Below are 26,581 nucleotides of genomic sequence, written 5' to 3' on the forward strand. Positions count from 1 at the left end.
GGCTCCCGCAAGGCGTTAAATAGTAAATGGGCGCAGTATTCACCCATGATTATTTTTACAGATTTTTTGAAAGAATGAAAGATTAGGCTATCAGCTAAGCCAAACCGTTACGGCGGGGTAACGGTTCCTCCCATACGAGAAACAGCGACTTCGGGTGCATAAAAGCCTCCTGTCCCAAAGCCGCCGATAAAAAAGAGCGTAATTATTACGCCCTCCGTAATCTCGTTTTTGAAAAAGGACACGGCGGCTTTACTCGCATTTTTAAGATATGAATTTGTTCATCGGGCCAAATTGGCCCGATGTAAACTATAAAACATAAAAGAGGTCAGAACCATCGCGGGTTCTGGCCTCTTTCTTGCAACCCGGCTGTCATAGTATAAACCTTAGACCCGCAGCTTTGCGCCCCACGCCTTTCGACGGGTTTGCTTAAAATATTCATTTTTGCTATAATTATAAATTTACTACTTTAAGATTGTTCTTATTTTTGTTCAAATTACTATTTGTTGCCCTTATTCTTTGATGTGCGTTATACATAGATCAAACATCATTTTAATGAGTGCATCATTCAGCGAATAATAAGCAATTTTCCCGTCACGCCTATATTTAATTAAATGAGTTTGTCTTAACGATTTTAGATGATGCGAAATAGCAGGCTTCGACATATTCAGTAAAGCTGAAATATCACACACGCACATTTCAGAAAGCATAAGTGCATTTATAATTTTTAGGCGTGTAGGATCGCTGAGTACTTTAAATATACCTGCCATATTATACAAAGTATCATCGTCAGTTATTTCCTTTTTCACTTTGTCTAATATATCCTGATGAACAATAGTAACATCACACAGTGCATTTTCCTGATCTGTCATGTTTTCCTGGTTTTCAGACATCATAGTCACCCTTTCACATAAACAATTAAGCTATAAATATCAGACACTTTCAATTTGATTTACTTTATTAAAAAGTTTAGCGCCATTGATTTTGGCTCAGTCATCCTTTGTGATTCTTCTCCGAGTATTTTGCTATTGTCCTTGATAAAATACTGCATACGCCGAACCATTTGCTCAGGCGATTCCTTCATCTCGTGATGCGCCCACTGAACTATGATTCCGGCCAGCCCGTAGGCGTAAAAATCTGCAACGAAATCCTTATCTTTTCTATCCAACTCTTTATCTTTTGCAAATGCATCCATTCTTTCGGTAATTATCTTCTTCGTCACGTCGAAGAAATCATTCTGAAGCGTGTTTTGTTCAATATTATTAAGTACATTCTTGTAAAAATGTTGTTCACGGTTCATGCTTGTCAGTATAGCAAGCACTATTTCGTTCCAATCGTCGAATCTTTTGCTTCGGATAACTGCAACAACCTCATCATAATATATCCAGTTGACCAAATCATATTTATCCTTAAAATGATAGTAAAAAGTCTGGCGGTTAATACCACAATTTTGTACTATATCGGATACAGATATTTTTGGGAAGCTTTTTTTTCTCATCAGCTCCTTGATGGAGGTCGCAATTGCCCTTTTCGTGATAAGTGAATCTGACATTTATTATCCCTTCCCATTAGATAGAGATCAAAAAACCAAAACAGATTTTTCGATCTCTAATTTCCCCCCTGACTCCATTATGATTTTAAAACAACCGTAGAGAGATTTATAGCTTTTTCGTATTCAATGCACGCATTGCATTGAGAACCGCTATTATGGCAACTCCCATGTCTCCAAACACTGCTTCCCACATTGAAGCCACACCTAAGGCTCCTAATACCAGAAACACGGCTTTCACTCCTAATGCAAACACGATATTTTGCGATACAATGCCTCTTGTTCTTTTTGCAATTTTTATACCAGAAACAATCTTTGATGGTTCATCGGTCATGATTACAACATCAGCGGCCTCAATCGCAGCATCCGAGCCCAAGCCTCCCATGGCCATACCTATGTCGGCTCTTGCAAGCACTGGCGCATCGTTAATCCCATCACCGACAAATACAATCTTTCCTTTATGAGATTTTTTTGCTTCCAGGGATTCAATTTTTTCTACCTTATCAGCGGGTAACAACTCGGAATAAACCTCATCCAAACCTAATTTCTTGCCGATTTTGTCCGCTACTACCTTTAAGTCACCGGTAAGCATAACTGTTTTCCCAACGCCAAGAGCTTTCAACTCTTTAATTGCAGTAGCTGAATCTTCTTTCACTTCATCTGAAATCACGATGCTGCCCGCATATGTCCTGTCTATTGCGACGTGTATTACTGTACCTAAGGTATCAACATCATTGTACTCAATATTTTCACTGGTCATTAATCTGGTATTACCGGCAAGAACTTCTTTTCCATTGATATTAACCTTGATACCATGCCCCGCAATTTCCTGATAATTTTCGATTCGGTTTTTATCAATTTCTGAATTATAAGCACTTATAATCGAAAGTGCAATCGGGTGGCTTGAATAGCTTTCCGCATATGCTGCGTATTCTATTAACTCTTTATCTGTATAGCCATTTTGAGGATTTGTTTCAGTAACTTTGAACACACCCTTGGTTAAAGTGCCTGTCTTATCAAAAACGACTGCTTCAACATTGTTCAGTGCTTCGAGGTAGTTTCCGCCTTTCACTAAAATTCCTCTCTTGGAAGCTCCTCCGATACCCCCGATGAATCCTAACGGGATTGAAAGTATTAATGCACAAGGGCAGGATACCACTAAAAATACCAAGCCTCTATAAATCCAATCAGAGAAGGTTGCCCCCGGAATAACCAAAGGGGGTATTACTGCAAGCGCCAAAGCGCCAAATACAACAACCGGAGTATAATAACGCGCAAATTTTGTAATGAATTTTTCAGTTGGAGCTTTTTTGCTGCCGGCGTTTTGTACCAAATCCAACACTTTTGATACAGTGGATTCTCCAAATTCTTTTGTTACTTCAATAGTCAAAACACCATTCTTGTTTATAAATCCACTCAAAGCATCGCTGCCAGGCTCCAGTTCACGAGGAACGGATTCACCGGTTAGCGCTGCCGTATCAACCATTGAGGTTCCCTCAATGACCTTGCCGTCCAGAGGGAATTTTTCTCCCGGTTTTACGACAATAATATCTCCGATGTTTACTTCATCAGGTGATACTTTTTTCAGTTCGTCGCCAACTTTAAGGTTTGCATAATCAGGTCTTATATCCATTAATGCACTGATTGATTTTCTGGAATGATCTACAGCCATATCCTCGAACATTTCACCTAATAGATAGAACAACATAACAGCTACACCTTCCGGATACTCTCCAACGAAGAAAGCACCAATTGTAGCCACGCTCATTAGGAAGTGCTCGCTAAACACATCGCCTCGGGCGATTCTCTTTATTGCGCTCAAGACAACTTTTCCGCCAACTACAATGTAGCTTATTAAAAATATTGTGAGTTCAAGCCAATTCTGAAATTTAAAAATCAATCCGACTGCAAATAAAGCGCCGCCAATCACAAGTTTTATTATTTCTTTTTTGCGGTCGTCTCCATCTTCATCTTCATCATCATTTTCTTTTATTTCAACTTTGGAGGAATTTTCCTCAAAAGTAACCTTAACAACGGGCTCAATTTTTTTTACTATGGCAGTTATTTCACCAAGGATTCTATTTAAATCCTTTTTATCGGAAGCTTTAATTTCCAATTTTTTAGAAACAAAATCAACTGTTGCATCGTTGACTCCTTGAATGCCTTTAATCTGCGTTTCAATCTTAGCAGCGCAGTTAGCACAGTCAAGGTCTTCAAGTATCAATATTTTTTTAACACCTTTACTATCAGTTCGTTCTTTTACTGCCACATCCGGTTCATGCCTATGTACTATCGACTTAATTTGTTCGAGTACATTCGCATATTCCTCTGTGGATTCAATTTCTAAAGTTAATGTCTTGTTCATGAAATTCATATATGCCTTGACTCCATTTAGTCCATTAACTTCATCTTCAATTTTGGCAGCACAATTGGCGCAGTCTAAACCTTCTAACAAAAGCTCTTTCTTTAACATTCTGATCCTCCTACTCCATATAACGAATAAACGATTGCTTAATCGTTATATTATCATCATTGCAAACCGTTGTCAATATAAAAAACAAAAAAATGCAAACTATGTATATGTTAACTCAACAACATATAGATTTCCGCCCTCCAAGTCTGAGATAATGTCCTCAAAGAATGTGGGGAAGGCTTTATCATGCTTCCTGATAAAAATGGCAAGCAATGCATCGTGGTACCCACGATGCCCATTTCCCGATTTTTCGCTTGCGCGAAAACCGTGAAATTGCTTGTTGGTGGCAGGCCCCCAATCCCCTCTGATCGCACAATAAATTGTGCGGCTGCGCGTCCTGCGGACGCTTTAGATACTAAAGGAGCATGAACTGTATATCGTTCATGCTCCTCTCGCTTATTTGAACACTTGTTTTCATTATAAAAAATGAAACGTTGGCTACCTCACAATGTCGACTTTAGCGTATTCCAGTTCGTAGCAACCCGCAATTCTACACCATCCTCCAACGCCTTGAAGTGTTGTCTACCGCAGTGAATTTTAAGCTGTTCTTTCGTCCGCAAATCCATAAAGTTGGTGCTACCCTTTGTCTCCAAAATAAAGTATAATTTCTCTTCGCCATTTTTGGTCAGATACACTGCCCAATCAGGATTATAGGTGCCAATGGGTGTTTCAATCTTAAAACGATCAGGTATTTTGAAGAACATCTTTACATCCGGGTCATTGTCCAGCGCGACGGCGAAGGGACGTTCAATAGTGCTACTGTCATAGACAATATAGTCGTAGACACTATGTTCAACCTTGACTGCATTGCGATCAAGGTTGGCAATCAGTTCAGCAGTGTCAAAAATCTCCTGCACATAGTATTCCTTACCATCCAGTTTTACATAACTAATACCGTCGATAGCCAGAGCATGGCGGTTACTTCGGATGATCTCCGTAGCCTTTTCCATGAAGGCTTCCGGATTGTTCAAAAAGTCGCCACACCGCCCGCTACGTACAAGAATTTCATTGACCGTAACAGGCGTCAAAAGTGTCTCATCACTGATAGCGGTAATCAGGTCAGGCAGTGTCTGATAGGAATTATCGATATCCATTGTGCGCATTTCGCGCTCCGTGTGATATATGCCAGCTTTTTCAATATGAATATCCGCTGTCTGAGAAATGAGCCGTGTTTTTGGAATGACTGGCATTTCCTGCAATGCCTTGATGCAGTTTTCAATCAGCTTATTTGTGTCAATGTTAACGCGGTAGACTGTTTTCTGTTTGATCTTGTTCCACAGCTCCAGAAATTCCGGAGACATCATGACCTGCTTTTTGATGCGCACTACCACGTCCTTGGAAGCGTCGCGCACCGGAGGCCTGCGGTCAGCATTCGCAATAATCGTCTCAAAACGATTCCGCACAGTTTCGTACTTTTTCGGTAGATCAAGCGTTCCGGCTTTGAGGGCGTTTTTCATCGTGTCTTTCATCTTGCCAGCGCTGGTGATGTAGCCTTTTTTCTCAAAATGTTCCATCAGATCCTGTGCATCCTCATAGGTCATCTGTTTTTCCTCGGTCACAGTTTTCGTGTAGATCGCACCAGCAAAAGTTTCCGGCGCAATGGTATCTGTATGTTCAATTACCGCGGCCACAGTTTGTTTGATCTCGGACAGTTCTGCTGGAAGGATGATTTCTTGCGGTTTTACAGCATTATCCACTTTTTTGTGACAACTTTCTTAGTTCCCTATAAGTATTAATTTCCATTTTGTATATACTGGCGTGTGTAAAACCTCCGTCGATAAATATAATGATTTCATCGTCTATTAATACATCAAATGCTTCTTTCACCGATATTGTAACTTTCTTTTTTTGAAGCCAGTCATTTATTTGTTTAAAATCGTCGCTTATAGAATTGGTTTGAGTATCATAGAAATAATTAAGTACAAGCAGTTCCCCATCAGAAAACTCATTTGACAAAATCCTTTTCTCTAACACGTTGGTTTCATTTGGTATAATTGGGGGCTCTATATTTCTTGTTTTAATAACGCCCTCATATTGTTCAATCAGGTGATCAATGTTGGCATTGAGTTTAGCATTTGAAGATACAAAATCAGGGAAAAACTTCTTTACAATATCACATATCGCGGAAATATCGCTCTTACTGTTAAGTCGCCTTATTTTGTACTCGCTATTCAGGAATCCTTCCATAAGGCTGTCATCAATTTCAGGTAATGCTATCACTATTTTTTCGGTATCAAGGAACCAAATGATTCCTGACTCATTTTGACAATATGCGCTTTGATAATAATCAGCGGATAACAAAGCAATGTTTAATACGCTTGCTTTCAGATTTTCTTTAACTTCCAAAGATATTTTTTCTTCAATATCATTTCCCGGTAGTGACGAACAAAAAATATTACTGTATGAAATACCACAAGAGGTTAAAAAATTTTCAATAATATCGGCTAACTTCTTATCGGTGCTCCTGTGGCTGATAAATATTTTCCTTGCTTCTTTCTTGTCGGTGACCAATGGCGTTTCCGCATTCGTATAATCATCTTCATTTACTAAATATAATCTTAAAATTCCAAGCACTGAATTCGCATCGCGAAGACCAGTACCGCTTTTAAGCAAAACAGCATCTTCTATATTCGGAATCTCTTTCGAAAACACATTTCGAATTTCTATAATTGTATCAAACAAATCATCTTCAACTTGATCAGTTGCATATGGTTCAGAATTGTTATAGGTATAAAGCGTACCGGGGGGATGAGTTTTATGACCGGTGAGCAAAAAGAATCCATCCATCAAATGAGGGCTGAAAAATTCAGTTATTCGCAGATTGCCGCTTCCCTTGGAATCTCTCTGAATACCGTAAAATCCTATTGCCGCAGGAATGGACTTCAGGGCAACCTTTCGCAAACAGCCAAGGGTGACGACACTGTTTGCCAGCAATGCGGGAAAAGGCTGTATCAGAAGCAAAAACAGAAACCAAAAAAATTCTGCTCCGATGAATGCCGCCATGCATGGTGGAAAGACCACCAAGACCAATTGCATAAAAAGGCAGTTTATGTACTTACCTGTGCACACTGCGGCACTTCATTCCAAAGCTACGGCAATAAAAAACGCAAATACTGCAGCCACGCCTGCTATATAAAAGACCGGTTTGGAGAGGAGAATGCATCATGACCCACGAGCAGTTTGAGCGAGAGAAAAATTACAGAGTTTCTCTTGCTGTGGCAAAAAGGATGCTTGCAGCCGGAATTTTGTCGGAGCAGGACTACGGAAAAATTGATACAATTTTACTGCAGAAATATCGTCCATTATTGGGCTGCTTATGTTGCTGAATTGCTTGATTGCATAGGGGTACAGAGGTAACATGTGTGCTGAAAGGAGGCGCTTTTATGGAACGAATCATAACAAAAGTGAAGATTTCAGCGCCCGCGTTACCCCGCAAAAAGCGAGTCGCCGCCTATGCCAGAGTATCCAGCGGCAAAGACGCCATGCTTCATTCCCTGTCGGCGCAAATCAGCTATTACAGCAATTTCATTCAGCATCACGGCGACTGGGAATACGTCGGCGTTTATACCGATGAGGCACTGACCGGTACAAAGGACAGCAGAGCGGAGTTTCAGCATTTGCTTTCGGACTGCCGGAACGGAAAAATCGATATGGTGATTACAAAGTCCATATCAAGGTTTGCAAGAAACACCGTAACCATGCTGGAAACCGTACGCGAACTTCGGCTTTTGAACATCGATGTGTTTTTTGAAAAAGAAAATATTCACTCTCTCAGCGGGGATGGCGAGTTGATGCTTACCATCCTCGCTTCTTTTGCACAGGAGGAAAGCCGCTCCGTCAGCGAAAACTGTAAATGGCGGATACGCAGGCAGTTTGCGGACGGCAGACCCGGCAGCACGACCATGCTCGGCTACAAATGGGTGGACGGAACATTGCAGATGATACCGGAAGAAGCCGAAACCGTGCGCATAATATTTTCCGATTATCTTAGTGGCATGGGCAAAAACGCGATTATGAAAAAGCTGAACGCAAGTCGCATACCTACGAAATGCGGTGGTGCCTGGTGTGAGAGCGGCGTGGCAAAAATACTCGACAATGAAAAGTATGCGGGAGATTTGCTTTTGCAGAAGTCATACAGCTCCAATTATATGGAAAAGAAAAAGTGCATGAATCGCGGGCAGCTCCCTATGTATTTTGTTAAAGACAGCCATGAGCCGATTATTGACCGAGAAACGTTTGAACGCGTCCAAAAGGAGCGGAAGCGCCGGGCGGCAGGTTACCTTTCTATTAATAAGGAAACCTACCCTTTTACCGGAAAAGTTCAATGCGGCTGCTGCGGAAAGAACTACCGAAGAAAAATCGCCAACGCCGGGAGTAAATATGCAAGCCCAGTTTGGATATGTTCGACCTTTAATTCAAAAGGCAAGGCAGTCTGCAGTTCAAAGCAAATTCCTGAGGATATTCTAACGGCAATGACAACGGATGCCTTGGGGCTTTCCGAATTTGACGAGGCGGTTTTCATTGGGAAAATTAAGCAGATTGTCATGTGTGGCCCGGATAAGATGCTTTTTATTTTTCATGATGGGCGGCAAGTGGAAAAGACGTGGCAAAACAAATCGCGGCGCGACAGTTGGGATGACGCAGCAAGGCAAAGGGCGCGTGAAATGAATGAGAGGAGGAATAACCCATGGCAGCAACAGCAAGAGCAGTAACCGTCATACAGCCTACGGTTATTCACCGGATTCCATTCAGCGCGGAGAACCGCACCGCCCGGAAGCGTGTTGCCGCCTATGCGAGAGTATCCACTGACAATGAGGAACAGCTTTCCAGTTACGAGGCGCAGGTCGACTACTACACCCGGTATATCCACGCCAATGAAGCATGGGACTTCGTGGAGATTTACACCGATGAGGGCATTTCAGCGACCAACACAAAAAAACGTGACGGCTTTAAACGCATGATTGCGGATGCGCTGGCCGGAAAAATTGACTTCATCCTCACAAAATCAGTTTCCCGGTTTGCTCGGAACACAGTTGATACTCTCACGACCGTCCGAAAACTGAAAGAAAAGGGCATTGAAGTTTATTTCGAGAAAGAAAATATTTACACGCTCGACAGCAAAGGAGAACTGCTGATTACCATAATGTCCAGCCTTGCACAGGAAGAATCGAGGTCAATCAGTGAAAATGTCACCTGGGGTCAGCGCAAACGTTTCTCCGACGGCAAAGTCAGCCTGCCATACAAACACTTCCTCGGATATGAGAAAGGTGAGGACGGTTTACCAAAGATTGTGGCATCAGAAGCCAAAACGGTGCGTTTGATTTACAAGCTGTTTTTGGAAGGTAAAACGCCGTCTGGCATTGCCAAGCACCTGACAAAAAGCGGTGTACCCACTCCATCCGGGAAAACCAACTGGCCATCCAGCACGGTCGAGAGCATTCTCACCAATGAAAAGTACAAGGGTGACGCCATTTTGCAGAAAACATTTACGGTGGATTTCCTTACCAAGAAAATGAAGGAAAACGAAGGCGAAGTTCCCCAATACTATGTGGAGAACAGCCACCCTGCGATTATTCCACCGGAAGTATTCGACTTGGCACAAAATGAGATGAAACAGCGCAAAGCCGCTACAGGTCACCAAAGCGGGAATAAATGCTTTTCAAGCAAGATTATTTGCGGCGAATGCGGCGGCGTTTACGGCAGCAAGGTGTGGCACTCCACTAGCAAATACCGCCGCACAATATGGCAATGCAACAACAAGTTCAAAAATGCGGAGCCCTGCAAAACGCCTCATCTGTATGAATCCTCGCTAAAACAGGCATTTGTGAATGCTTTTAACAGCCTGATTCAAAGCAAAAGTACCATCCTTGACGGTTATGATGCCATTATTCAGTCCTTGACCGACAATACCGTTCTGGATGCCGATAGCGCCGCCCTTCAAGAGGAATGCGATGTGGTGATGGAGCTGATACGGAAATGCGTGGATGAAAATGCCCACAGCGCCATCGACCAATCCGATTACCAGCAGCGGTATGCCGCGCTGATTGAACGGTACGAAACCGCAAAAAGCAAATTTGAAGCGGTGAATGAACAGCGGCAGGAGCGCACAGTAAAACGCGAGAAAATGTCCGGGTTCATTCAAACACTGAAAAAGAGCAGTACTCTCCTCACTGAATTCGATGAGGAGTTATGGTATGCGACAGTGGACAGGGTTATGGTTCAGTCCGACCATGAGATTGCTTTTCAATTCAAAGACGGCACCGAGCTACCGTGGACAATTTAAGATTTTAACAATACAACTCCTGCAGGGCTGGCAGTAATGTCGGCCTTGCGGGAGTTTTTGTCATTTATGGGGATTTACCAATTGAAACCATGTAGTGGTTATCGCTTCGTTCCACTATATATAAATGGTATAATTTCTCGTTGCCTTTATTTGAGGAAACATAAGGTGCAGGCATGCACCGCACGGGCTATTGCTATCTGATAACGGTAAAAAGGGGGTGATAATTACGAAAAGAAAAATTGAAATAGGCAACATTCAAAAATGGGAAAAATCATCAAAAGCAAATGAAAAACGGCAAGCGCAAAAGGAACGAATCCGGGAGGCTTATAAAAATGGAACTACTGTTGAGGTGATTCCTGCAAAAGCGGAGCAAAAATCAGACAACATGAAACACTTGCGGGTAGCCGCATATTGCAGAGTCAGTACGGATGAAGATGCCCAAGCCAGCAGTTATGAGCTGCAGCTCCAGCATTATCGGGAGATGATAATGAATAATCCAGATTGGGAACTGGTGGATATTTACGCTGACGAGGGCATTTCGGGTACCTCAACAAAAAAGCGTGTTAATTTTTTGCGAATGATGGATGATTGCAATACTGGAAAAATAGATATGATAATCACAAAGAGCGTAAGCCGATTCGCAAGAAACACGTTAGACTGCCTTGAAAATGTGCGAAACTTAAAAGCACTAAATCCTCCAGTTGGCGTACTTTTTGAAACTGAAGGCTTAAATACTGCTGAAAGCAAAAATGAGTTTACCCTTGGCATTATGAGCCTTGTAGCTCAAGGTGAATCGGAGCAAAAAAGTGCAAGCATACGGTGGTCTATTGTCCAGCGCTTTAAAAAAGGAATACCCATAATTCCAACGCACTGCTTATTAGGTTATGACAAAGATAAATTTGGCAATTTGTTCATTATTCCTGAAGAAGCAGAGGCTGTAAAATACATATTTGCCTGTTATCTGGATGGCTTGAATGCTCGTGAAATCGCAAATGCTTTAACAGAATCCCACGTACCCACCGCAAAAAACAATGCAGTCTGGAGTCCAAGTGTGGTGTTAAGTATATTGCGCAATGAAAAATATTGCGGAGATGTACTTATGCAAAAGACTTATACGATTGATTGCTTTTCGCATAAAGCAATAAAAAACACAGGCCAGGTTCCACAATACAGACTGCGCGATCATCATTCTGCCATTGTACCTCGTGAAGACTGGCTTATGGTGCAGGAACAGTTAAAATATCGGAGGCATTCCTCCAAAAAGAAAGAAGTTCCTATTGAAAAGAAGTTTTATGTTCATCGTGTCAAAGGTGGCTTGCTTCGTGGATTTGCAATAATCAATCCAAAATGGGATAACCGTGAAGTTGCTTTATTTCTGCAGAAAATTAAAAAATGAAAGAGGTCAATACAATGTTTAAAGAATTTAATCAGTTTAGTTTTAATGTTATCGATGTTACTCTTAAAGGCGAATCCGACATACTTATCAATACAAAAGGAATCACTATCAGCAGAGGCGTTATTGAAGAAATGGGCTACCCATCTCATGTACGGATGATGATCGACAATGAAAACAAAGTTTTTGCTATTCAGGCTTGCAAACAGACCGATGAAAATGCATACAGATTTTCAAAACCAAAGGGCGAACAGAAAAAGCCAGTTTATTGCCACATTATAGCCATTAGAAATATTATCCATGATTTGATGGCTGACAGCTGGTCAGAAAAAGATTCGCATCGCGTAAAGGGTATCTATTACAAAGATGCCAAAGCTATGATTTTTAATTTAAAGGCCGCAACCCGGCAGGAACCTTATTCTGCATCCAAAAAAGATTAATAGCTTTTTGTATCGTTAGCAGCAGCCGCCTGGATTGAATTTCGGGCGGCTAACTGCATTTCGCTTATCTCATGGTTTATATTATACTTTTTGGCGATACCATACTTTTTAGCGAAAGATAGAGGAATCGCTTAATTGTATCAAACATTGCGCCCTTAGACATAACTGAACGCCTATTTTGATACAATGTGTATCGGGATAGGCGTTCAGTTTTTTATTGAAAAAGCGCCTATTTACAAGGCTTCCTCAATACTTTCTAACGAAAACAGGCTCTGCGGCGGTGGTCAAATCACTGCCGAAGGGCCTGTTTCATATTTTTCGGATTAAACCTTTTAACGAAAGGTCGTTACCGTGTGCACTTTTTAATTATTTATCAGTAAAAAAAGCCGGAGCCTATTCAGCTCCGACCTCAATTTCAGTTCCGTTGTAGAATACGAAGGTGATATGTCCATCTTGATGGACGATGCCTTTCTCCACCATGACCGTCCAAATGGTGTCCTCCCATTTGTCGAGGACCATCGGATTCTTTTTTAGCGTTCGGATAAACAGTGACATAGCCTTGTCCTGCTGTTGACGCAAGGTTCGTTCGGCCTTCAGTTTTTCGAGTTTACTGACTGCATCCTCATAGCGTTTATTTAGGCTGTTGTATTTTTTCAAGTATCTATCCTGCGATTGCGCGGTAGAAGCGTTTTCCTTAACCACCGACTTGACCGTCTCGGCCACGATCTCGGTCTCCTCAAGCTGGCGGGTGATTTCTGCATTAAGGCCATCAAAGTCCGTCAGGCTCCGGCGCATGAGCTCACAGTCAGCAATTACCTGCGACCGCTTCTCCATCAGATGGTTATATGCCTTGATGAACATGGCCTGAATGGTATCGGTATCAAGGACCGGGGTGCCGCATCTCTTTTCGTTATCAAACTTGCTGTTGCACTGCCATATTACTCTGCGGTACCGGTCGGTAGAGTGCCATACCTTCTGGCCATAGTATCCGCCGCAATCGGCGCAGACCAGCTTGGTGGAAAGTACGCTCTTTCCGCTGTAGGCCCGTCCGAACTGCTTACGTCTGACAAATTCGGCCTGAACCTGATCCCACTCATCTGGCTCAATTATGGCCGGGTGGCTGCCTTGAACATAGTACTGCGGAACCTCACCTTCATTGGGCTTCATTTTCTTCTGCAGGAAATCAACAGTAAACTTTTTCTGAAGAAGCGCATCACCTTTGTACTTTTCGTTGGTAAGGATGCTTTCTACTGTTGTTTTGCTCCATTTACTGCTGCCGCCCGGCGACGGAATGTTTACACTTTCAAGGTATTTACAGATGCCAGACGAGGTTTTGCCATCAAGGAAAAGCCGATAAATGAGTTTTACAATAGACGCTTCCTTTTCAACAATAACCGGGTAGCCATTTTCTCCCTTCTTGTAGCCGAGAAAACGTTTATAAGGCATACTGACTTTTCCGTCCGAAAAGCGTTTTCGCTGGCCCCATGTGATATTTTCAGAAATGGACCGGCTCTCTTCCTGTGCCAGCGAAGACATGATGGTTATAAGCAGCTCGCCTTTGCCATCGAAGGTATAAATACCCTCCTTCTCGAAATAGCACTCGACGCCGTTTTCCTTCAGTTTGCGGATAGTTACAAGGCTGTCAACGGTGTTGCGGGCAAAACGGCTAACCGACTTGGTGACAATCAGGTCAATTTTCCCGGCGAGCGCGTCTGAAACCATCGTTTTGAAGCCCTCGCGGTGCTTGGTATTGGTGCCGGATATACCTTCGTCGGTATAAACCTTGATAAATTCCCATTCCGGTTTTGACTGAATGAACTTGGTATAATAATCGACTTGCGCCTCATAGCTGGTGAACTGCTCATCACTGTCGGTGGAAACGCGAGCATATCCGGCAACGCGGCGCTTTCTTACCGTGGCTGACGGCAAATGTGTCAGCGGATTTATAGTCGGCGGTATTACTGTTACTTTTGGCATCCGTTTTTCCTCCTCTCAAGGGTTTTCCGCCGGGCAGCAGCTTTCATTTCATCTGTCCAGCTTTGGCTACGAGACCGGTCTTTCCACTGCATTTTGGTCTCGGTCCCGTCTCTAAATTGGTAAATCAGTGTATTCTCGGCGCAAACTCGGATGTGAGCCACACGATCAGAAAAGGTTTGTTGATTAAAATCGTCAATGCCAAGGACCTCTGCGGTAATGCTCATCAGAGTAGATTCCGGTATCTGCTTTGATGCACAGGCAGCCTTGCCAATTGTGTTGTATGTGCCGCAAATCCAGACGGGGCCGGTATGTGTAACTTTGCGTCGGTAGTTTTTACCGCAAATGCAGCAAACCAGCTTCCCAGAAAACGGGTACGTCGCTTTGGGCACATTCGCCTTTTTGAACCTTTTTGCGCGTTGAGCCATTTCAGACTGAGCTGCTTCAAATGTCCTCGGACTGATGATTGCCTCGTGCGTATTCTCCGCATGATACATTGGGAGCTCGCCATGGTTAACAAGCGTTTTCTTTGTAATATGGTTTTCCCTGTAGGTTTTCTGAAGAAGCAAATTGCCCGTGTAAGTATAGTTTCGAAGAATTTTCATAATCGTATTGTGATACCAGGGCTTACCGTTTCGAGTTTTGTAGCCCTCAGCATTCAGCCTATTGGCGATGGCGTTATATCCAAGCCCTTCAAGATAATATTCGAAAATCAGCTTAACCAGTGCGGCCTCATCCGGGACAACTACATATTTCCCTTTTTCGTAGCTGTATCCCAGAATAGTGCCGTTCCAGGGCATCCCTTCCTCGAAATTTCTCCGGATGCGCCACTTCTGATTTTCACTTGCCGAACGACTTTCTTCCTGTGCGTAGGATGCGAGAATCGTCATCATCAATTCTCCGTCTCCGCTCATCGTATGGATGTTCTGCTCTTCAAAATAAATGTCCACCCCCAACGCCTTGAATTCACGAACCGTCTGTAAAAGGGTAACAGTGTTTCGTGCAAAGCGGGAGATGGACTTGGTAAGTACCATATCGACTTTTCCGGCGCGACAGTCGGCTATCAGCCGCTGGAAATTGTCTCTGCTGTCTTTCGTGCCGGTTTTGGCTTCATCAGCATAAACACCGACGTACAGCCAGTCATTGTGGTTCTGTATGAGATTGCTGTAATAGCTAACCTGCGCTGATAGCGAGTGGAGCATCGCATCCTTGCCGCTGGAAACGCGGGCATATGCAGCGACCTTCTTTTTCTGTTCGAGCTTTGGCAGTTTTGGCACTACCGTTATGGTCCTTGGCATTTTGTCACCCCCTTGTAGTGTGACATATTACCGTTGAACCCGCTATATATCAAGTCAATCCCGCGATATAAACTACACGAAGATATTCCGTATTTTTCGGCTATGATTGTATCAATTTTGGCGTAATCTTCCGGGGTTAAAATCTTCTTCAATAGCATCTTTTTTGCCTGCATCATGGACGCAAGGTAGCTCTCCAGTTTGGCACGGTAGGCGTCATTCATGGGGGTAACGCTCCTCTCCGAAGCGAGCCGCAATATAGCAAGCGTGGCAACAATATTTTCTGTTCTTATTTCCGTATGCTGAGAAAGGCTTCCCGCAATAGGTACAAGTAAAATGATATACAGCCTTGCGGTTCACACAGTCAAGGTGACTATTCCACCACAACGTTCGGCAAGCATCAGAGCAGAATTTTCTCGGTTTGTGTCCAGTAGCTATTTTTATTGGCTTTCCGCACTGCTTGCAGATGACGGTGTTCGTCATAGTATCACTGTCAAGGCCATTCCTACGGCAAAAGGAGCGCACCGTATTATCTGAAATGCCAAGCTTTTGGCCGATTTTTATATAACCGTAGCCTTGATGACGCAAAGTTGCAATGGTTTCTCGTCGTTCGTTTGTCATAGGTTGTCCTCCAGTCTGAGGACTTCCGCCCTCACTACCCAATGGAGGCAAAAACGCCGTCTGGCCGAAAAGTCGAAGAAAAAAATTGCTCATAATGCAGCCTCCGGTTGAAGGCGGATTTTTCCGTCTCCACCCTACACAGGACAGAAAGGCCGCGTTTGAACGAAAAAAATAAAGGCCCGACAGGATTTTTTTCCCGTCGAGCCTTAAAACAATGTGTTACGGCTTTGCCGCATAGTCCAGTGAAATCCAGCCATTCTGGCCAGCCTGATAAGATTTGAGCAGTCCCCACTTGGTCGCTCCGGTGTCGTTCGCTTCCCCGACAATTGTGAATACACCCTTGCGTGTGAAGCGATTCACGGTGTCGTACTCATATTATTTTTCTCCCTTATCGCTGTGGTCCTTTAGCTGTTCCAGTACGTCCTTGAGTTTTTGCGGCACCGGAAGTCCGATAATTGTCGTGTTTTCCAGAATGCTGATGCCCTCGTTGGAAAGATAGAAGAAGATGACCGCCGTGCGAATGGCGCTGCCGTTGCCGATGATCTGCACATCGACGATGTTTGCCATGCCAATAAGAATAAAAATGAGCACCTTTTTGCAGATGCCCTTGAATCCAACTTCACTCGAAACTTTTTTCTGAATCGCGGCCACCATCACGCCTGTGATATAGTCGAGAATCACGAGGGCGAGCAGCGCGTACAGAAAGCCGTCAGTCCCTCCTAGAAACCAGCCGAGCATCCCGCCAATGGCTGTGAATGCGACCTGAATTCCAGTCCAGATTTCCTTCATTTTCATTTACCTCCTTATGCTTTTACGTATGAAAAAAGCGGCCGCCCGTATGGACGACCGCTCAAAAGAGATTAACCGTTCAGAGAAGCCTTGACTTTAAAAGCTGTCCATTCGCGGTGTTGATCCGGGTCCATCGGACCCATGATTGTGTAAACAATGTTGCCACGGATCAGTCTGCAGGAAGCGGTAATCAGCGGATTATACCTCAAGATAACATTTGCCGCATCAATAACCTGGACAGACTGGGCAATCCACGCTTCGGAGCCACCCAAAGGAAACCATTTGCACCGCAGATAACGGGGCGGATCGGTGGAAAGCGTATTGCCAAGGTCAATCCAGCTTATTGTCTGATGAATGCCTGTACCAGTGACAACTTTCCTCTGGATGCGGATTATGGTCCGCAACTCGCTGATATGCATTTTGTATCTCATGGCAGGCACTCCTAAAACGCGTCTTTGCGGATACCAAAAAGGAGAGCGCGGAGCATGGAAGTCAGTTCTCCAAAATCCGCGTTTTCCCGGTTTTCGTACAGATAGGCCACCGCGTAAAGTTCCGCAATCCGCGAAGTCTCTTTTGAAGCGAGAAGCTCCGTTTCATCTACACGCGCAATGTCCATACACAACTTCTCTGCTGTTTCAATAAACCCTGTTATCACAGAGTCCTCATCCGCAGAGTCAATGTGCAGATAAAGTTTTGCTTCATCCAGTGTAATCAGCATTGGCTTACGCCCCCGCACCTTTGATGGCAAGTGCTTTGACCGCTTCAGGAAGAACCAGCTTTCCATCTACACGCTGGCTGGCAAGGAAACCTACCTGACCATTTGCGGCATAAAGCTCGTTCAAGCGCTGAAAAGAGCGGCCCTGTCTGTCCGCAATCCAGTAGTAGCTGTAATCACCGAAAGCCATAACTTTATTTCCGGCTGCGATCTCCGGAACAAAAGTGCTGGTGTAGTACGGACGGCTAAGAATCATATCCGGCTGCCCCATTTGGATTGACGGCTGCCAGATGTAGTTGCCGTTGCTGTCTTTTAGTTTGCGCAATGCTTTCACAGTGGAATCATTCAGAATCCAGGCCGCGTTTCTACGGTAAGGAGTGCGCAGGGAATGATAAAGATCCATTACATCATCAAACGTAATAGAAGCACTGGCAGCGGTAACACCGATTTCCGCGCTGGTTAACAGCCCGGTAGGCTTGCTGCTTCCGTCACCAATGAGAAAGGCTTCCTCCTCCTTTGTACCGATCCGGCGGGCAAACTCGTTTGCAATATAGCTTTCCAGATTGAAAACGCTGTCGTTCAAAAGCTCATCGGAAATTTTGATGATGGTTCCCAGCTTGAACGCGCCGATGGTTGCCTGCCCGAACGCGTCGTCGCTTTCCGGATAAAGGCCATTCTCATCCATCCAGCTCGCTTCGCCGTGCCCGGTAACAATCGGGATTTTGCGGTCGCCGCTGGCCGTCTGAATAATGGTTGCGAGGGTGCGCATGAAATTCTGCTCCTGCAGCTTATCAATCAACTGCTGCTCAAACTCATCCGGCACCAGATAGCCGCCCTTTGCATCCGTTCCCACAGAAAGGTCGTTGCTCACGTCATAGAAGTTGCTTTTGCGGATACTGTTCCAAAATGCTTTTTTATAGGCATCGGACGCGCGTCCTGTTTTTGCTTCAGCACCGTTTTTACCGGGCTGGTTGGTGATGGGTTGCGAGGTCGGCTTTGCAAGCTCCGCGTCAATCTCGTCCTGTCGCTCCAGACGGTCAATTTCTTTGCCAAGATTAATGACTTCAGCTTCCATCTTGTCATAGGTCGCGGAGTCCTCGGTGGAGATCAGACCGTCAGCGCCGCGCTTGGCGTCGAGAAACGCTTTCGCCGCTTCCCACGCCTTCGCTCTTTTTTCTCTGAGTTTCAAAATCTGATTCATAGTAAAATCCTCCTCAAATTAATGAGCCAGCAGGCTCAGTCTTTTATCGAACTGCGAAATGGGTACTTTGTTTTCACTCCGCTTTTCCGGCTTTTTCGGGATCAGCTTGGAAAGCAGAGAATTAGTGACCGCCGCGCGGGAGAACAACATGGCCTCCGTATCGTCCGGCAGATCTTCCTTTTCCTCCGGTGAGAAGAGAATCTCGTCGGCAAAATGGAGTTCCACGGCCTTCTTGGCGTTGAACCACGATTCCGCGTTCATGAGATGCGAGATCACCGTGCGGGATAGGCTCGTTTTGATTTCGTAGGCGTTCATAATGCTTTCCTTGACTTCAGCGAGCATGTCGATGGCCTTTTGCATTTCGCCTTCGTCGCCGATTGCTACGGTCGCGGGGTTGTGAATCATCAGCATGGCGACCGGCGACATGCATACTTTTGTGCCCGCCATTGCGATGACAGAAGCGGCCGAGGCCGCAAGCCCGTCAATCTTGACCGTGACGTTGCCCTTATAATCCATGAGCAGGTTGTAGATCTGCGCCGCCGCGAAGCAGTCACCGCCCGGCGAGTTGATCCAGAGGGTAATGTCGCCGCTCCCGGCGTTCAGTTCGTCTTTGAACATCTGTGGGGTGACTTCATCGCCGTACCAGGTTTCATCGCTGATCTCGCCGTTCAGGTAAAGCGTGCGCTGGCTGCCGAATTCGTCGGAATCGTCGTTTTTTACCCAATTCCAGAACTTCCTTTTCACGTATTGTTACCTCCCTGACCCGGTTTGTCGCCGCCCACTTTCGTGGACGTTGCGAAGATTCCGGCGTCTTTCAATTTGGTCATGTTGCCGTTGATGAGATACAGATCGCCGCCTTCCTCGGCCGGGATGGGATTCAAATCTTCCAGCTCGCGAATGTCGTTGGCGGAGAGCCAGCCGTTCTGTCTGCCTGTGGCGTAGCCGTTCATGCGGCTTTGGTAATCGCCGCGCTGTAGCCCGTCCACGTTCAGCTTGATGAAGTATTGCTGTTTTTCCACAGGAGTGAACAGCGAACGCATCAGGCTCTGCTCCCAACGGATCACCCACGGGTCGAGCGTGTATTTCACGAATTCCAGCGACTGCTGCTCAATGTTGGAAAAGCTGGACTTTTCGAGGTCACCCACCATGTGCGGCGGGATGCGATAGAGCCGCGCGATCTCGTCAATCTGAAATTTCCGCGTTTCCAGAAACTGCGCTTCCTCCGGTGAAATGGAGATCGGCGTGTATTTCATGCCTTCCTCCAAAACGGCAATCTTGTGAGCGTTGCCAGAACCGCGATAGACCTCATTCCATGAATCGCGCACTTTTGCCGGGTCCTTCAGAATACCCGGATGCTCCAGCACGCCGCTGGGGTTGGCTCCGTTAGCGAAGAAACTGGCACCGTATTCCTCGCAGGCCAGCGAGATGCCGACCGCGTTCTTGGCCATCGCGATCGGTGAGTAGCCGACGAGGCCGTCGAAGCCCAGTCCCGGAATATGCAGTACGTCGTACCGGGAGAGCCGTACCTGACCGTATTGCTTCACGTTCGGGTTTTCATCGCTGCTTTTTGTGTACAGGTAGTAGAGTTCGCCTTGCTCATCCCGGTCGACCTGCATCTTGTCGGGCAGCAGCGGATAAAGCGCTACGACCCGCCCGGCTCCGTCCCGGATGATCTGCGCGTAGGCGTTGCCCCAGATGAGCAGATGGCTCATGAGGGTTTCGCGGAATACGAACGATGTCATTTCCGGGTTCGGTTCATCATGCAGGATGTGATAGAGCGGGTGGTCGTACACGCGCTCCTTCCCGCCGTCGCTCTTGTAACGGTATAAATTGAGCGGCAGAGAAGCAATGGCTTCCGACAGAATGCGGACGCAGGAGTAAACCGCCGTTGTCTGCATCGCCGTGAACTCATTGACGCTCTTGCCGCTCGTCGTCGGGCCGAAAAGGTATCGAAAATCTGTGCCGGTGTAGTAATCCTTAGGCTTGTCTCTTGCCTTGCCAAAGTTAAAAAACTCTTTGATTCCCATATCTGTCCTCCTGTAAATTCGCATGAAAAAAGCACCTCCGAGGAGATGCAACGGTTAAAAGGAAAGGATGCCGCGCTCGTCGTAAACGGAGTTTCCACTTGCGATGCCACATCTTATTGCTCTATCCAATGCCATAATCGTGGCGACCGCGCCGTCGATCTTTTCCGTGGATTTTTCCTTGTCCGGTTTGATGTTTCCGGCCGGGTCCGTGCGGATGAAGATGTTGTCCATCATCCAGCGGAGTACCGGGTGGCCTCCGTGCGCGATCTGCCCAGCCAGCGTTAGCCGCATGAGCTCCTTGGTCGGCGGGCTCATATCTTTGAAGCCCTGACCGAATGGAACGACGGTCAAGCCAAGGCCCTCAAGGTTCTGAACCATTTGCGTCGCGCCCCAGCGGTCAAAGGCGATCTCGCGAATGTTGTAGCGGGTGCCGAGTTTTTCAATGAAGCTCTCGATAAATCCGTAGTGAACCACATTGCCTTCAGTCGTCTGAAGATATCCCTGCTGTTTCCACAGATCATAGTTGACGTGATCCCGTTTTACGCGGAGGTCCACGTTTTCCTCCGGTATCCAGAAGAATGGCATGATGTTGTATTTGTCCTTCTCGTCCTCCGGAGGAAACACCAGCACGAACGCCGTGATATCCGTAGTGGAGGAAAGGTCCAAGCCGCCGTAGCAGACGCGGCCTTCCAGCGACTTCGGGTCGACCGGGAAAGCGCAGACGTCCCATTTTTCCATCGGCATCCAGCGGATAGACTGCTTTACCCACTGGTTCAGTCGGAGCTGACGAAAGGCGTTTTCTTCGGCGGGATTCTGCCGGGCGGATTCGCAAGCGTCGCGGACTTTGTCAATACCAACCGTGATGCCGAGCGACGGGTTTGCTTTTTTCCATACCTTCGGGTCGGTCCAGTCGTCGTCTTGGCCGGCTCCGTAAATGACCGGGTAGAAGGTGGAGTCGTGCTTCCTGCCTTTAATGATGTCCTTTGCTTTTTCATGGACTTCCCAGCAGATGCTGTTCTGGTTGTCCCCGGCCGTTGTGATGAGAAAATAAAGCGGTTGCATCCGGGCGTCGCCGGAGCCTTTCGTCATGACGTCGTAGAGCTTTCGGTTCGGTTGGGTGTGCAGTTCGTCAAAGATAACGCCATGAGTGTTGAAACCGTGCTTGTTTGCCACGTCCGCCGAGAGTACCTGATAGAAACTGCTGGTCGGCTGATAGATGAGGCGCTTTTTGGAGTCGAGGATTTTAACGCGCTTTGAGAGTGCCGGGCACATGCGGACCATATCGGCGGCGACATTGAAAACGATGGACGCCTGGTTGTGATCGGCGGCGCAGCCGTAGACCTCGGCGCGTTCCTCACCGTCGCCGCAGGTGAGCAGCAGCGCGATGGCGGCGGCGAGTTCGCTTTTGCCCATCTTCTTCGGGATTTCTACATAGGCGGTATTAAACTGCCGGTAGCCGTTGGGCTTCAGAACGCCAAACACATCCCGGACGATTTGTTCCTGCCAGTCGATAAGCTCGAACGGCTCCCGGTACCACCGGCCCTTGGTGTGCCGCAGGCTTTCGATAAAGCTGACGGCATAGTCGGCAGAGTCTTTGTCGTAGTAGGAACCCTTTGCCATGAACCTGGTTGGTTTGTATTTTCTGAGCTTCCGTATATGCCGTCGCCTCCTTTTAGCTGGCATGAAAAAAGACTGCCGAAGCAGCCTCGCAAAAATCTATAGATAACGAGAGACAGGGCCTTCCGGCCCAGACTCCCGGCTGCGGTTCAGTTGTAATCCTTCATCAGAATGGCAAGGGCGGTCGCGGTGCTTTCGTCGGCGGGCTCGATGTCCCAGCCCCGGTCGTAGTTGCAAACCGTCTCACCGTTCCGCTTCAGCGTCAGCTTGGAGATGCGGCCCTTGTCGATGCCGTACTGCGAACCATCATCGTAGTGCTTGACCCAGTAACGAAAAATGTCGCTGCCGATTTTAATGCTTCCTTCTGACCACATGGCCGCTTGCCTCCTTAAAATTTCCTGATTGTTGCGTTGTCGTCGGCGTCGAAGCTCACGGTGTAGCGGACCTCGCTGCCGTCCGGCTTGCGGGTGATCACCCGGATGTCGCCTTCAAAAGCTCTGTAGCAGCGGTTGATTTTCTCGCCCTTCGGAAGTTGGTTTTGGATCTGCTTCATCTGTTTTTCTGTCATGGTGGTGTGCTCCTTTCGTTTTGGTATGTACATATATCACTCTGAAGCCCTGTAATAGCAAGCGATTCAGGCGATATATAGTACACAAACCTTGGCGGGGAAAAGTGTGTATTACTCACCGGTCAGAATGAAGTGAGCGTATTCCTTTTTGTGCTCCTCCAGAAAGAGGACCAGTTCATAGAAGCCGCGATCATAGGCCATGCGCTGGACGCGGGCGGTATCAAACATGTTCGTCTCGCCGGTGTCGCGGATGGCGAGAATCTGCTCTCTGAGCTTGTCAGTCATGGCAATCACCGAGCTTTCGGCAGGAATCGACGCCGTAGACCACGTTCAGCCCGGAGCCGTTGTCCCAGTTCACCAGCATGGAGCCGGTGTCATCGACTCCGTACACGGTGCCTTTGGTGCCGATGGGCGGAGCCTGTACGTCGTCCATCCGCACAAGCTCCACACGGGTCCCGGCCGGGTAAGTTTCCCGGAGGTGCGCCAGCAGTTTTTTATTCATCAGCATCGGGAGCGCCTCCTTTGAAAGCCGAGGACCCGGTCAGGTTCTTCAGCAGGATTTTTCGGTCGGCCTTGTACTCGGCCCCGATGAAGCCCAACCGCAGGAGGAAGCAGCGGAAGGCGTACTTGTCATTGTCGACCGTCTTGTCCTTGGCGGTGACGCGATTCTGGGTTTTGGCCATGCCGCAGAGCCTACCGATGAACTTGGCGTAGGCGCTGATTTCTTCCGGTGCCGGGAAGCCCGAAAACCATGGGAAGGAAATCTTGTCGTCCTCAACCGTAATCGGCAGGCCCTCTGCGCCCAGAGCTTTTTTGATGAGCGTCGCTTTACTTTCGACCAAGAGCTTTAAGTTGGCGATAGCCTCGTCGGTGAAGCCGTTCTTTGGCATCGAAATTGTGAGGCTGTCCGGCGCTTCGACTTCCTCGGTGGGAGCAGCTTCTTCGGCTGCGGACTCCGTGGCATTATCGGCGGCGGTGAAGCCGTCCGCGATTAGGTTGTGTGCGATCCGTTCGGCATTGGCGTCGTCCTCACAGATGAGGGTGCCTTCTTTATCGACCGTGATGTCGCCGATTTTGTAAGCGCAGGTCGGCATCTTCATGTATAACGGCTTGACCTGTAGAATGACTCCAATTGCTTTGACCAGTTCCTTGCGCTGTTCGCCTGTTACGTTGTAGTTGATTTTCATGGGGTTTGACCACCTTTCTTTGTTCTGGTAGTCATATACATCACTCTAAAGCTGTGGAATAGCAAGTCATTTACGGGCTGATTATTTGACAAACTGTAGCCAAATTTTTTGTGTAGATTATGACGCGGTGGCTTCCGTGGCGAGTTCGGAATAAGCCTGCTTCTCGCCGTTGCGGATGAGGTACACGCTATCCGCGTTTCCGGCCTGCTCGATGTACCGCTTTACGATGACGTCGCAGTATTTTTCGTCAAGCTCGATCATGTCGCAAATACGCCCGGTCTGCTCGCAGGCGATGAGCGTGGAGCCGCTGCCGCCGAAGGGGTCGAGCACGATGCAGTTCGACATGCTGGAGTTGAGAATTGCATAGGCCAGCATTGCCACCGGCTTCATGGTCGGGTGGTCTGCATTCTTCTTGGGCTTGTCGAATTCCCAGATGGTGGACTGTTTCCGGTCGGAATACCATTCGTGCTTGCCGGATTTCTTCCAACCGAACAGGATCGGCTCATGCTGCCACTGATAGGGCGAGCGGCCGAGGACCAGAGACTGCTTCTTCCAGATGCAGGTGCCGGACAAATAAAAACCGGCATCCGAGAAGGCTCTGCGGAAGTTCAGCCCTTCGGTGTCGGCATGGAATACATAGATGGATGCATCCTGTGCCATCGCCTTTTCTGTATTGGTGAAGGCGTCGAACAGGAACTGATAGAACTTGTCGTCCGCCATGTTGTCGTTCTGGATTTTCCCGGCGCTGCCCTCGTAGTTCACGTTGTAGGGCGGGTCGGTCACTGTGAGGTTGGCGAGCTTCCCGTCCATCAGGAGAGCGTAGGTGTCCGCCTTTGTGCTGTCACCGCAGACGAGGCGGTGATTGCCGAGCAGCCACAGGTCACCGGGCTTTGTAACGGCGGGTTTCTTCAATTCCTCGTCGACGTCGAAGCCGTCCTCTTTCACGTTCTCCGCCGCGCCGGAGAGATTGTTCAGCTCCGCGTCGGTAAAACCGAGCAGAGAGACATCGAAGGCATCGGCCTGCAGATCAGATAACTCGACCGCCAGCATTTCCTCATCCCAGCCCGCGTTCATGGCGAGGCGGTTGTCCGCGAGGATGTAGGCGCGTTTCTGCGCTTCGGTCAGGTTCTCCGCAAATACACAGGGAACCGTTCTATAGCCTTCCTCCTTGGCGGCGGCCACACGGCCGTGCCCGGCGATGATATTGTAATCGCTGTCGATGATTACGGGAGAGACAAAGCCGAACTCCCGGAGACTGGACCGAAGCTGTGCAATCTGCTCTTTGCTGTGGGTGCGGGCATTCCGGGCATAAGGCACCAGCTTGTCGATATCCACTTTTTCAAAGCGTTCTGTATTCGCCATTGGTTATTTTCCTTTCCGCGCCGTGAGCAGGCGCTCCATCAGGTCGTCCTGCGGATTGTCGCCGCTGTAACCGGCAGCGCAGTTTTCCTTTACGATCTGAAAAATCTCGGCCCAGTCCGCGCGGGTCTGGCTCTTGAAGCTGTTTGCCATCGTGACGTAGGGCGAGGCGATGGCGTTGCCGGTGGTGGGGTGTTTTGCGAGAAAACCGTATTCCGTGATGGCCTCCTCGCACTGAATCCAGCGGGCCGCGCTCATGGCGTAGCGTTCGATGGTATCCGGAGGAACGAGGTGCGCACAGCCTCGGTCCGACAGCCACTGCCAGACGGATTTGTAAATCTCGGCTGCGGGCAGAGCCTTGCCATTTTTCTGGACCGCCGAGAGCATCTCTTTTGGCTCCGGCATATCCTGACCGCGCAGGTCCGCAGCGTTTTTGAATTCCATAACGGTGAGTGGGTGCTTGCCCGGATTGCCGTCCGCAATTTTATCCGCCAGCGGCTTCCGTTTTGCCCCGGCCCCGGCTCTTGCGCCGCCACGGTTTGTACCATCTTTGGCCATGCGGCAATTTCTCCTTCCTCAGCGAGGTCAATATGCCGTTTGATTCTGCGTTTTAGCGAACGTGACCCCACGACCGCTCCCCAACACGATTGGCGCAGAGATTTCGACCGCCCCTACCGGTCATGCCAACGGTCACCCATCTTTGCAGTGATTCTCGAATGACATTCATGGCATAAGGCTTCGAGGTTACTATCAACGTGGGTTCCACCATGTGAGAGTGGCAGGCGATGATGCACCTCGGTCGCTGGCGTGTAGACGCCATGCTTCAGACATTCCTCGCACAAAGAATGCTGGGAGATATATCTGTCACGGATGCGTTTCCACGCTCGGCCGTACCGTTTCTTTTCAACGGGATCGCGTTCGTACTGTTCGTATTGCTTGTTGATGAGCTTTTGGTGTTCCTCACAGTAACGGCCGGGTACCAGCTTTGGGCAGCCGGGATAGCGGCAGGGCGTCAAAGGTTTGTGCGGCATGGCTGCCTCCTTTCCGGGCAAAACAAAAGTCCCCACGGGTTTGTCCCCGTGAAGACTTTGTT

Annotated in this window: 32 protein-coding genes and 1 riboswitch; of the genes, 6 read left to right on the top strand and 26 right to left on the bottom strand. The window is 47.4% G+C overall.

The features are described 5' to 3' along the window. Window positions 1–107: 107 nt before the first annotated feature. From OP489_RS08645 to OP489_RS08670, 6 genes are all read right to left on the bottom strand, one after another. On the bottom strand, window positions 108–242 hold the full coding sequence (locus OP489_RS08645; protein WP_266161570.1) for a hypothetical protein: 135 nt from the start codon (window positions 240–242) through the stop codon (window positions 108–110). Between the two features lie 111 nt (window positions 243–353). Then, window positions 354–437, bottom strand: a riboswitch (cyclic di-GMP riboswitch). A gap of 72 nt (window positions 438–509) precedes the next feature. After that, window positions 510–893 (bottom strand): metalloregulator ArsR/SmtB family transcription factor, encoded by a 384-nt coding sequence (locus tag OP489_RS08650; RefSeq protein ID WP_323135403.1) that lies wholly within the window; start codon window positions 891–893, stop codon window positions 510–512. Window positions 894–949: 56 nt separating this feature from the next. Continuing rightward, window positions 950–1,549, bottom strand: a complete 600-nt coding sequence (gene dhaS / locus OP489_RS08655) for a dihydroxyacetone kinase transcriptional activator DhaS (protein WP_266161571.1) — start codon at window positions 1,547–1,549, stop codon at window positions 950–952. A 106-nt stretch (window positions 1,550–1,655) separates the two neighbouring features. Further along, complete coding sequence (locus OP489_RS08660) at window positions 1,656–4,019, bottom strand: heavy metal translocating P-type ATPase (protein WP_266161572.1); 2,364 nt, start codon at window positions 4,017–4,019, stop codon at window positions 1,656–1,658. A 443-nt stretch (window positions 4,020–4,462) separates the two neighbouring features. Continuing rightward, window positions 4,463–5,716, bottom strand: a complete 1,254-nt coding sequence (locus OP489_RS08665; RefSeq protein ID WP_266161573.1) for a hypothetical protein — start codon at window positions 5,714–5,716, stop codon at window positions 4,463–4,465. Next, entirely contained in the window at window positions 5,709–6,791 is a 1,083-nt protein-coding gene (locus OP489_RS08670) for a toll/interleukin-1 receptor domain-containing protein (RefSeq protein WP_266161574.1), read from the bottom strand. Before OP489_RS08670 ends, OP489_RS08665 begins: the two co-directional genes overlap by 8 nt. Here OP489_RS08670 and OP489_RS08675 point away from each other — a divergent pair. The 6 genes from OP489_RS08675 (at window position 6,777) to OP489_RS08700 (ending at window position 12,135) form a co-directional block, all read left to right on the top strand. After that, window positions 6,777–7,187: an RNA polymerase subunit sigma-70 gene (locus OP489_RS08675; protein WP_266161575.1), complete on the top strand. Its 411-nt coding sequence runs from the start codon at window positions 6,777–6,779 to the stop codon at window positions 7,185–7,187. The two genes, OP489_RS08670 and OP489_RS08675, sit on opposite strands and share 15 nt — an antisense overlap. Continuing rightward, window positions 7,184–7,345: an SHOCT domain-containing protein gene (locus OP489_RS08680; protein WP_266161576.1), complete on the top strand. Its 162-nt coding sequence runs from the start codon at window positions 7,184–7,186 to the stop codon at window positions 7,343–7,345. The genes OP489_RS08675 and OP489_RS08680 overlap by 4 nt, the downstream gene beginning before the upstream one ends. A gap of 57 nt (window positions 7,346–7,402) precedes the next feature. Continuing rightward, on the top strand, window positions 7,403–8,731 hold the full coding sequence (locus OP489_RS08685; protein WP_266161577.1) for a recombinase family protein: 1,329 nt from the start codon (window positions 7,403–7,405) through the stop codon (window positions 8,729–8,731). After that, window positions 8,707–10,302 carry a recombinase family protein gene (locus OP489_RS08690; RefSeq protein ID WP_266161578.1) on the top strand — a complete coding sequence of 532 codons (1,596 nt, stop codon included), beginning with the start codon at window positions 8,707–8,709 and terminating at the stop codon, window positions 10,300–10,302. The genes OP489_RS08685 and OP489_RS08690 overlap by 25 nt, the downstream gene beginning before the upstream one ends. A gap of 217 nt (window positions 10,303–10,519) precedes the next feature. After that, window positions 10,520–11,698, top strand: a complete 1,179-nt coding sequence (locus OP489_RS08695) for a recombinase family protein (RefSeq protein ID WP_266161579.1) — start codon at window positions 10,520–10,522, stop codon at window positions 11,696–11,698. Between the two features lie 14 nt (window positions 11,699–11,712). Then, a complete protein-coding gene (locus tag OP489_RS08700) occupies window positions 11,713–12,135 on the top strand; it encodes a hypothetical protein (RefSeq protein ID WP_266161580.1) in 423 nt (140 codons plus the stop codon). 393 nt (window positions 12,136–12,528) lie between these two features. Here OP489_RS08700 and OP489_RS08705 read toward each other — a convergent pair whose 3' ends face one another. The 20 genes from OP489_RS08705 to OP489_RS08800 form a co-directional block, all read right to left on the bottom strand. Further along, window positions 12,529–14,112 carry a recombinase family protein gene (locus tag OP489_RS08705; RefSeq protein ID WP_266161581.1) on the bottom strand — a complete coding sequence of 528 codons (1,584 nt, stop codon included), beginning with the start codon at window positions 14,110–14,112 and terminating at the stop codon, window positions 12,529–12,531. Then, window positions 14,100–15,407 (bottom strand): recombinase family protein, encoded by a 1,308-nt coding sequence (locus OP489_RS08710; RefSeq protein ID WP_266161582.1) that lies wholly within the window; start codon window positions 15,405–15,407, stop codon window positions 14,100–14,102. Before OP489_RS08710 ends, OP489_RS08705 begins: the two co-directional genes overlap by 13 nt. Continuing rightward, window positions 15,392–15,628: an SHOCT domain-containing protein gene (locus OP489_RS08715; protein ID WP_266161583.1), complete on the bottom strand. Its 237-nt coding sequence runs from the start codon at window positions 15,626–15,628 to the stop codon at window positions 15,392–15,394. The genes OP489_RS08710 and OP489_RS08715 overlap by 16 nt, the downstream gene beginning before the upstream one ends. Continuing rightward, window positions 15,621–16,118 carry an RNA polymerase subunit sigma-70 gene (locus tag OP489_RS08720; protein ID WP_323135404.1) on the bottom strand — a complete coding sequence of 166 codons (498 nt, stop codon included), beginning with the start codon at window positions 16,116–16,118 and terminating at the stop codon, window positions 15,621–15,623. Before OP489_RS08720 ends, OP489_RS08715 begins: the two co-directional genes overlap by 8 nt. Window positions 16,119–16,244: 126 nt before the next feature. Next, window positions 16,245–16,385, bottom strand: coding sequence for a hypothetical protein (locus tag OP489_RS08725; RefSeq protein WP_266163545.1), 141 nt, complete (start codon window positions 16,383–16,385; stop codon window positions 16,245–16,247). Between the two features lie 15 nt (window positions 16,386–16,400). Further along, window positions 16,401–16,814, bottom strand: a complete 414-nt coding sequence (locus OP489_RS08730) for a phage holin family protein (RefSeq protein ID WP_266161584.1) — start codon at window positions 16,812–16,814, stop codon at window positions 16,401–16,403. Between the two features lie 71 nt (window positions 16,815–16,885). Continuing rightward, the gene (locus tag OP489_RS08735; RefSeq protein WP_266161585.1) at window positions 16,886–17,245 is read right to left on the bottom strand and encodes a head-tail adaptor protein; all 360 of its coding nucleotides are present in this window, start codon (window positions 17,243–17,245) and stop codon (window positions 16,886–16,888) included. Window positions 17,246–17,256: 11 nt separating this feature from the next. After that, on the bottom strand, window positions 17,257–17,532 hold the full coding sequence (locus OP489_RS08740; RefSeq protein ID WP_180346787.1) for a head-tail connector protein: 276 nt from the start codon (window positions 17,530–17,532) through the stop codon (window positions 17,257–17,259). Window positions 17,533–17,536: 4 nt separating this feature from the next. Beyond that, a complete protein-coding gene (locus OP489_RS08745) occupies window positions 17,537–18,730 on the bottom strand; it encodes a phage major capsid protein (RefSeq protein ID WP_266161586.1) in 1,194 nt (397 codons plus the stop codon). Window positions 18,731–18,748: 18 nt separating this feature from the next. After that, the gene (locus OP489_RS08750; protein WP_266161587.1) at window positions 18,749–19,474 is read right to left on the bottom strand and encodes a head maturation protease, ClpP-related; all 726 of its coding nucleotides are present in this window, start codon (window positions 19,472–19,474) and stop codon (window positions 18,749–18,751) included. Next, window positions 19,471–20,757, bottom strand: coding sequence for a phage portal protein (locus tag OP489_RS08755; RefSeq protein ID WP_266161589.1), 1,287 nt, complete (start codon window positions 20,755–20,757; stop codon window positions 19,471–19,473). The genes OP489_RS08750 and OP489_RS08755 overlap by 4 nt, the downstream gene beginning before the upstream one ends. A gap of 54 nt (window positions 20,758–20,811) precedes the next feature. Continuing rightward, a complete protein-coding gene (locus tag OP489_RS08760) occupies window positions 20,812–22,413 on the bottom strand; it encodes a terminase large subunit (RefSeq protein WP_266163514.1) in 1,602 nt (533 codons plus the stop codon). A gap of 110 nt (window positions 22,414–22,523) precedes the next feature. Beyond that, window positions 22,524–22,748: a hypothetical protein gene (locus OP489_RS08765; protein ID WP_266161591.1), complete on the bottom strand. Its 225-nt coding sequence runs from the start codon at window positions 22,746–22,748 to the stop codon at window positions 22,524–22,526. Between the two features lie 14 nt (window positions 22,749–22,762). Next, entirely contained in the window at window positions 22,763–22,942 is a 180-nt protein-coding gene (locus OP489_RS08770; RefSeq protein ID WP_266161592.1) for a hypothetical protein, read from the bottom strand. 111 nt (window positions 22,943–23,053) lie between these two features. Continuing rightward, window positions 23,054–23,227, bottom strand: coding sequence for a DUF5049 domain-containing protein (locus tag OP489_RS08775; protein ID WP_266161593.1), 174 nt, complete (start codon window positions 23,225–23,227; stop codon window positions 23,054–23,056). After that, entirely contained in the window at window positions 23,220–23,450 is a 231-nt protein-coding gene (locus OP489_RS08780) for a DUF4314 domain-containing protein (protein ID WP_266161595.1), read from the bottom strand. Before OP489_RS08780 ends, OP489_RS08775 begins: the two co-directional genes overlap by 8 nt. Beyond that, window positions 23,437–24,129, bottom strand: a complete 693-nt coding sequence (locus OP489_RS08785) for a virulence protein (protein WP_266161596.1) — start codon at window positions 24,127–24,129, stop codon at window positions 23,437–23,439. Before OP489_RS08785 ends, OP489_RS08780 begins: the two co-directional genes overlap by 14 nt. 117 nt (window positions 24,130–24,246) lie before the next feature. Beyond that, the gene (locus OP489_RS08790; RefSeq protein ID WP_266161597.1) at window positions 24,247–25,491 is read right to left on the bottom strand and encodes a site-specific DNA-methyltransferase; all 1,245 of its coding nucleotides are present in this window, start codon (window positions 25,489–25,491) and stop codon (window positions 24,247–24,249) included. 3 nt (window positions 25,492–25,494) lie between these two features. Further along, entirely contained in the window at window positions 25,495–26,046 is a 552-nt protein-coding gene (locus OP489_RS08795; protein ID WP_266161598.1) for a P27 family phage terminase small subunit, read from the bottom strand. Between the two features lie 113 nt (window positions 26,047–26,159). After that, a complete protein-coding gene (locus OP489_RS08800) occupies window positions 26,160–26,519 on the bottom strand; it encodes an HNH endonuclease (RefSeq protein ID WP_266161599.1) in 360 nt (119 codons plus the stop codon). Between the last annotated feature and the right edge of the window lie 62 nt (window positions 26,520–26,581).

It is taken from the genome of Caproicibacterium sp. BJN0003 (assembly GCF_026314295.1).
Lineage (GTDB): Bacteria > Bacillota > Clostridia > Oscillospirales > Acutalibacteraceae > Caproicibacterium.